Source organism: [Phormidium] sp. LEGE 05292 (assembly GCF_015207735.1).
Lineage (GTDB): Bacteria > Cyanobacteriota > Cyanobacteriia > Cyanobacteriales > Aerosakkonemataceae > Floridanema.
In genome coordinates, this window is sequence record NZ_JADEWG010000034.1 from 48,233 (window position 1) to 55,661 (window position 7,429).

7 protein-coding genes are annotated in these 7,429 nt (G+C 39.1%); 5 read left to right on the top strand and 2 right to left on the bottom strand.

Annotation, left to right across the window (positions count from 1 at the left end; genetic code table 11):
* Window positions 1-4 precede the first annotated feature (4 nt).
* Window positions 5-463 carry a hypothetical protein gene (locus IQ264_RS12275; protein ID WP_193981070.1) on the top strand — a complete coding sequence of 153 codons (459 nt, stop codon included), beginning with the start codon at window positions 5-7 and terminating at the stop codon, window positions 461-463.
* 71 nt (window positions 464-534) lie between these two features.
* Here the strand turns inward: IQ264_RS12275 and IQ264_RS12280 are convergent, their stop codons facing one another.
* A complete protein-coding gene (locus IQ264_RS12280; RefSeq protein ID WP_193981071.1) occupies window positions 535-1,293 on the bottom strand; it encodes a Uma2 family endonuclease in 759 nt (252 codons plus the stop codon).
* 132 nt (window positions 1,294-1,425) lie between these two features.
* Window positions 1,426-3,024, bottom strand: coding sequence for a DGQHR domain-containing protein (locus IQ264_RS12285; RefSeq protein WP_193981072.1), 1,599 nt, complete (start codon window positions 3,022-3,024; stop codon window positions 1,426-1,428).
* Window positions 3,025-3,193: 169 nt separating this feature from the next.
* Between IQ264_RS12285 and IQ264_RS12290 the strand changes: the two genes are divergently transcribed.
* From IQ264_RS12290 to dndC, 4 genes are all read left to right on the top strand, one after another.
* The gene (locus tag IQ264_RS12290) at window positions 3,194-3,475 is read left to right on the top strand and encodes a hypothetical protein (RefSeq protein ID WP_193981073.1); all 282 of its coding nucleotides are present in this window, start codon (window positions 3,194-3,196) and stop codon (window positions 3,473-3,475) included.
* Window positions 3,468-4,511 carry a DNA sulfur modification protein DndB gene (dndB, locus tag IQ264_RS12295; RefSeq protein ID WP_193981074.1) on the top strand — a complete coding sequence of 348 codons (1,044 nt, stop codon included), beginning with the start codon at window positions 3,468-3,470 and terminating at the stop codon, window positions 4,509-4,511. Before IQ264_RS12290 ends, dndB begins: the two co-directional genes overlap by 8 nt.
* 238 nt (window positions 4,512-4,749) lie before the next feature.
* Window positions 4,750-5,730 (top strand): HNH endonuclease, encoded by a 981-nt coding sequence (locus IQ264_RS12300; RefSeq protein ID WP_193981075.1) that lies wholly within the window; start codon window positions 4,750-4,752, stop codon window positions 5,728-5,730.
* Window positions 5,731-5,747: 17 nt separating this feature from the next.
* Entirely contained in the window at window positions 5,748-7,418 is a 1,671-nt protein-coding gene (gene dndC, locus IQ264_RS12305; protein ID WP_193981076.1) for a DNA phosphorothioation system sulfurtransferase DndC, read from the top strand.
* The last annotated feature ends 11 nt before the right edge of the window (window positions 7,419-7,429 follow it).

The following is a 7,429-nucleotide window of genomic DNA, read 5'->3' on the forward strand; positions in this document are numbered from 1 at the left end:
TAAAATGAATTTTCAATTGCGTAAGGATGCCAAAAAATGGTTCAAAGATATTTCTACCAATTATCCCTTAGACTTCGATCTTTACTATCTTTGTTTAATGGCAGGTTTTGCGTCTAGACGGAGAAATACTGAAATTCATTCCGATGATGTGGCTAGTTTAGTGGAAAACTTCCCTGGACAATTTCGTTCTCGTGGGCGACTTTTAGTAGGTCTTTTAATCAATACAGAACTCTCGCGCTTAGGGATAAATTTACATGAGCGTGATTCAGTTTACCGTCGAGTTGCCAAATGGGTAGACCCTAATTCGCCTTCTTATATGTCCAATGAAGGTGTAAAATTAATGAATCAGTATGCTCACGGTGGATTCGATGCTTTACGTGAGTATTTTGGTAATTGTCCACCATCAGTTGAAACATTCATTAGAAAATATTCTCGGTGCATCAACGAATTAAAAGAACAGTGAATTATTTTAAATTTATTTGCCAAATTAATGTGGGAGGAATAACTTAAAAATTAGTTATTCCTCCTTAATACTTAGAAACCAATTTCATCAGGATTAATACCCTGAGAACGCAGGTATTGGGCTAATTTTTCTGCGCGTTGATGTTCCTGTTCGGCGCGTTGACGTTCCTGTTCTACCAATTCCACCGCCCAAGGTAAAATATTTCCGGTTGCATCCCACCAGCGTAACCAATAACCTGTTCGTTCCTCCTTTTTTCCGCGCCAAACTCCTAAAAATAGGTTCATTTCTGCTAACCAATGACGACCTTCTTGATCAGGAAATTCTAATTCATAGCGTCCGTTTTGTAGACGATATAATTCTAAAAGTCCGGTTGCAGGTTCAAAGATTGCATAAATTGGAACTTGCAAAATCCGTTCGTAAAAAAACCATTTGCCAGGGGGGAAAGTTGGTTTGATTGAATATTCGCCACCATCGGTATCTGAGAGAAATTCCATCACAATGTAGGGATTTTCTCCTTCTAAATTTGGGGTGTAACTTTTGCGATCGCCCTCCGACTCCCCAGCTAAAAGCGATCGAACAAAAACCCAATCCGGCGCTTTAATCACCAACTCACCATTAACAGTAGCACAAAGACCAAAATTGGCAGCAATTAACATTTCTGATTTAATAAAACCCACCAATTCCAAACTTTCCCGTAACGCCCCTGCAATTAAAGGTTGCCCAGTATTTTCCACAGGATTATCTTCCAACTTAAAATCATCAGGTAACTTCTCCCAAGTAACAGTCAAAGTTGCTAATTGATTACCTTGATTCCTCTGAATAGTAACCATTTTTCACCATCCCATAAACAAAAACATCTGCGTTCATCTGCGTTTATCTGCATTCATCTGCGTACTAAAAAAAGCCTAAAACACCCACCAAAAACCATCAAAAACATCTGTATTCATCTGCGGTTTAAAACCCTAACTCAACAAAGTAGGCAACCCCACCTTTCGAGGTTCCACAAACTTCCCATTAAAACCGATCGCACGATCCTCAACCGTCCTCGCCTCCGCCACAGCGCGACGAATTTCTGCCCGTTCCATATCATCCTCAATCCCACCAACCAAATAAACAATTAACTTCGCCGCCAAATCTCTTCCCGAAACCAAAACTCGCTTTTTATTAGCATCAAACAAAATCCCATACCACAAAGATTGGGGACTTTCCATATTACTAAAACCCCCATCAGCATCATACTTTTGCAACTTTTCAAACACCGATTCTAACGAAAAACCCTTTTTAAAAACCAGAATTCCCAAAGCTTGAAACAAAGCAATTTGCCCCACCGGACGAAACAACAAATTGCCCTCACCAGCAGGTTTTTCAAAACTAAAACGGCGCAAATCTGAAGTTTCCGTTCCCCCATATTCCAAACGTTGAAAACTCAGTAAATTTGCTAAATTATCAAACACATCTTTAAAATTTTCTATTCCCTCTTCTAATTCATCATCTTCAGGACGTAAAGGAATTAAACCCTTTTTTTCCAAAGGTTTCCAATGGGGAAACTTATGCTGCAAATAGCGTTCCGACATTTCTTTAAGTGCTTGCAAAGTTGTTAACACAGTAGACTTTGCCGCAACAGTTGCACTATCCCAATTAACGCGAGGATTTCTGCCTTTAGTATCCTTCAATAACGAATGAGTAACCGCAACTTTTCTCGCCACAATTGAGAAACCATCATTTTCATCTAATTGGGCTAATTGTCCTTTTGTTAAAGGTACTGCCATTAAGTTAACATGAACAAAGATCGATCGCACTCTCCGCCTAGCTTCCTCATAAGTTTCCCCAGGAATCACCGCCGAAATAAACTCAATTCCAATCTTTTCCTTCGCCAAATTTTGCAAATAAACTGGGTCAACTTGATACTGTTCCCGCAAATCATCAATAGTAATCACGCTACCCGAAGGTTTCTTATCTTTTTTGTAGCGAGGAAGCTTTCCAGTTTGCAATAATTCCATCAAACCTTGCACGCCCATTAAGCGATGTTGACCATCCAAAGCGAAGATTGTCACATCAGGAGAAACATCCAATAAACCGACTTTATTATCTTTATCCAAAGGCATAAAGTTAGCAGCAGATTTAATCGCCCTTCCCTGACTATTCCATTCATTAGCATGAGGAACATCGACCCAAGGTTGATTAATTACAACTAAAACTGGGGGAAATTTGTGATGTTTTCTTGCTGCTAAATATTGCGCCAGAGATGCTTGGCGAGTCCAATCTAACGGACGTTGTTGAATTTCTTCGATGCTTTCTGCGTCAATTTCCACATTTTCCGTGTGGGAGTCGAACTTTTGTCGCAGCAAAGGCAAGCGAGAGGCAAAACGAACGCGACTGGCGAACCATTCCAGAGTAACTGAACCAATATAAGCTTCACTGCCCCCCATTTCAATCTTTTGTACCAAAATTTGGTCATTTCTGCCCAAATATCGGTCTAGAAGGAGGGCTATAGCTTGTTTCTCTTGATTTTCTCTCTCCAAAATTTGACTCGCCAAGTCGCTAGCCGGGTTGTTATTCATGGGTTAGTTTTTAAGTTACTGGATCTGATTTTAGAAAAAATCTGGTTTGAAAAAATATATGTAAATTTAGTTTTTTAAAACTTAGGGATATGTAATACTAAGATAGTAGCGAAATATGCTTAATTAGCATAAGACTCTCAATATGTCAATACGTATTATTACTAAAAATATGACCCAAACACCCACTAACAGTAATTCCTCTGATAGATTAGACCGCATAGAGGCGATTTTAGAACGGTTTATCGAACAAAGCGATCGCAATATTACCCAATTAGCCCAAGAACAAACTATCACCAACCAGGTATTAAGGCAACTAATTGAAACTCAAATTCAAACAGATAAAGCAATCAACCAAATGATAGAAATTCAGGCATCTTTAGCCGCAGAACAAGAGAAACAAGAGAGACTTTTAGAATATTTAATCCGGCGACTTGAGGTGGGAAATGGTTAAAAGTGCGATCGCTAACTTTGAATATATTTTACCTGTAATTCGAGGGATTCAAGCCGGAAGAGAGTATTATGTTTCTATGTGTCCGGTGCGAATTTTGCCGAAACTTTTCCCCTTAGATGAAGAAGAAACGCCCCCAGAATTACGGGCGAGTCGGGAGATTAATTTATCACGAATTCCCGAAATAAGTCAATATATTTTAAAGCATCCGACAACCTATATTTTTTCGGCAATTACTGCTTCTATCGATGCAGAAATTACTTTTGAACCGATCGGAACGGAGGCGGAAGAACGAAAAATTGGACGGTTGCGAGTACCAATGGATGCGCGATTTTCGATTAATGATGGCAAGCATCGGCGGGCAGCTTTGGAGTTAGCATTAAAGGAGAATCCTGATTTAGGATATGAGACGATCGCACTAATTTTATTTTTGGATATTGGGTTAAAGCGATCGCAACAAATGTTCTCGGATCTAAACCGTTTTCCGGTAGTGACTGACTCCTCTTTAAATATACTTTATGACCAGCGCGATCGCACTGCTGAATTAGTTCGAGAAGTGGTGCAGCAAGTCACAGTTTTTCGCTGTTTGACTGATACAGAACATAGTGTTTTGGGGGTCCGATCGGGGAAGTTATTTACGCTCAATCGCATTTATAATGCTACTATTAATTTGTTGGTTAATTGTCAGCATCTCCCATTGTCTCAACAGATAGATTTAGCAGTGCGGTTTTGGAACACTGTAAGTTTTAATATTGCTGATTGGGAACAGGTTTTATCTAAAAAAGTGGCGGCGGGAGAAGTGCGAAGAGATTACCTTCATTGTCATCCAGTGGCGCTTTTAGCTTTGGGTGAAGTTGGGGCTTTTTTGCTTTCTTTAGATGCTTGGGAGGGTTATTTAACGGGGTTGAAAGAGATTGATTGGTCACGTTTTAATGTAGATTGGCAAGGGAGGATTTTGGTTAAGGGCGGGTTTTCTAAGTCTCGTCATTGTGTTAGTTGGTTGAAGGAGTATATTTTGCAGCGTTTGGGGTTGGGGTAAATGAAGGGCAGATGGTTTTTAGATTTTTGGTGGGGGTTTTAGGTTTTTTTGGGAACGCAGATGAATGCGGATAAACGCAGATGAACGCAGATGTTTTTGTAAGTTAATGGTGGGGAGTCTTAGATTGTTTTTTTTACCACAGGTGTCCACAGATGAACACAGATGGAAGATGATGTAATTTGGCTTTGATTCGGAGTTTATTGATTAGATGATTGATTAGGTGTTTTTGGAGGTAAAAATGGTTGAACGGCAAGAGTCGGAAAACAAGAACTTAGCTTATTATTGTGAGCGTTTTGCTCAATTAAATCCAAGTAGGATCAAGAAAAAAGAAAGTGGTAATGCTCCTTATAAACCAATATTACTTTTATCTATCATCGAACTAATTAGCCAAGGTACTATCTCTGATAATCACATTTATGTTTCGGATGAACTAATTAATACATTTAATAAATACTGGAATTGTTTAGCATCTAACTCAGCTTACAGAGGTGGTCTACATTATCCGTTTATTCATTTAGAGAGTGAAGGATTTTGGCAAGTAGAATTTAAACCAGATTGTAGAAAAGGTAGGAAACTTGACAGTACGAAAGCACTAAGAGAAGCTGTTGAGTATGCTACCCTAGACTCTGAGTTATTTACTTTAATACAAGACCCATTTGCCGTAACTAGATTAATAGATGCTTTGATAGACGCTTGGTTCTCATCTAGTAGAGAACAAATTGAGGAGATTTTACAGGTTAATCAAAATTTACAAGAGATTACTCAAGAAGAAATAAATATATCAGACTCAACAGTTGATTTCCAAGAACAACCGAGAGTAGTTCTAAAAAAGTCTTTGGTTAGAAATGCGTTCTTTCGTAAGGCAGTTGTACAGATATATGATTATAAGTGTGCATTTTGTCGAATTAAGGTTATAAATTCACTTAGACAAAATATTGTAGATGGCGCACATATAAAACCATTCGCAGAATTTTTTGATAGCAGGGTTAACAATGGTTTGTCATTGTGTAAAAATCATCACTGGGCTTTTGATCAAGGATGGTTTAGTGTTAACGATGAATATAGAATTATAGTTGCCAGTGATTTAGAAGAAGAATCGCCAAACGCTAAACCTATGAGAGATTTTCATGGAGAACTCATTGTTAGACCTAATTCCGAGCAATATTTTCCCAGCCTTGATGCGTTACAGTGGCATCGTTTAAATCGGTTTAGAAATTAACTAATGGGGTGTATTTTATGGTTGAAGCACAACAGATGTCACTATTTCCACCGCGTACAGTTGCCGAGTTGGTAGAAGATATAGAAAGAATAAAAACTGAAATTCAAGACTTATATTGTTTAGATGAAATTCCCTGGATTTTAGGATATTCGGGAGGAAAAGACAGCCAAACAGTAGTACAGCTTGTATGGTCTGCTATTGCAGATTTACCACCTGAAAAACGCAAAAAAAAAATATACGTAATTACGACTGATACTTTAGTAGAAAATCCCATTGTTTCTGCTTGGGTAAAACAATCTTTAGAGAGGATGAAATCTGCTGCTGAATCTCAACGATTACCTATAGAACCTCACTTACTTTATCCCGATATCAAAGATACTTTTTGGGTAAATTTAATAGGTAAAGGTTATCCGTCACCCCGCAATAGATTTCGTTGGTGTACTGAACGCCTAAAAATTCAACCTTCTAACAGATTTGTTCGTGATGTAGTAAGGACAAATGGAGAAGTAATACTTGTTTTAGGTACTCGTAAGGCTGAAAGTACTACACGCGCCGCTTCAATGGAAAAACATCAAGTAGGTCGAGTTAACGATCGCATTAATACTGCTTCAATTAAATCAGTACTATATCATAGCCCTAGCCTTCCTAATTCTCTGGTTTATAGTCCGATTCAAGATTGGCGTACTGAAGAAGTCTGGATTTATTTGAATCAGTGGCAGAATCCTTGGGGAATTAGCAACAAAGATTTATTTACTATGTATCGAGGTGCAACAGCAGATAATGAATGTCCTTTAGTAATAGATTCTTCTACTCCCAGTTGTGGAAGTTCGCGTTTTGGCTGTTGGGTTTGCACAATGGTAAATCAAGATAAATCTATGGCAGCAATGATTCAAAATGATGAAGAGAAAGAATGGATGCAACCTTTACTAGACATTCGTAACGAATTGGACGTAGAAGATGATTTTGATAGGCGTGATTTCCGACGCATTTGGGGTCATGTTCAACTGTTTGAACGCACTACTGAAGATGAGCAAAGTTCAGTTGAACCAATCCCCGGCCCATATACTAAATATTGGCGCGAACATTGGTTAAGAAGAGTCCTCGAAGCACAAACCCAAATTCGCAAAACCGCCCCCGCAGAAATGCGCGACATCACCTTAATAACTGAAGAAGAACTCAGCGAAATTCGCCGAATTTGGCTAGAAGAAAAACACGAATTTGACGACAGCTTACCCCGCATCTATGAAGAAGTCACAGGTGAACCCTTTAAAGACACCCGCCCAGGTGCAGAAAGAAGCTTACTCGGAAGCGATGAATGGGCAGTATTAGAAGAAATTTGTGAAGACGCAATGCACTTAGAACTGATGGCGAAACTATTAGATACCGAACGGCAATATTACACTAAAACTCGCCGTACCGGAATCTACGACACTATAGAAAAATCCTTCGAGACTAGTTCTCGCCCCAAAGAAGAAGCAATACAAAACGCCCACTACCAACGTCACTTAAATAACGCCGTCGCATCCCTCAAAGAAAACGCCGAAAACATACACCAAATCAGACCAGTATTAAACGGCGAAACCCCCGAACCTAACAAAAAAGACGAAGAACAAGAAACAACAGAAGACAACGAACAAGGCAAACAACTCACTTGGGCAGACCTAAAATTTAAAGAGATGGGGGGATAGGGGGATGGCTG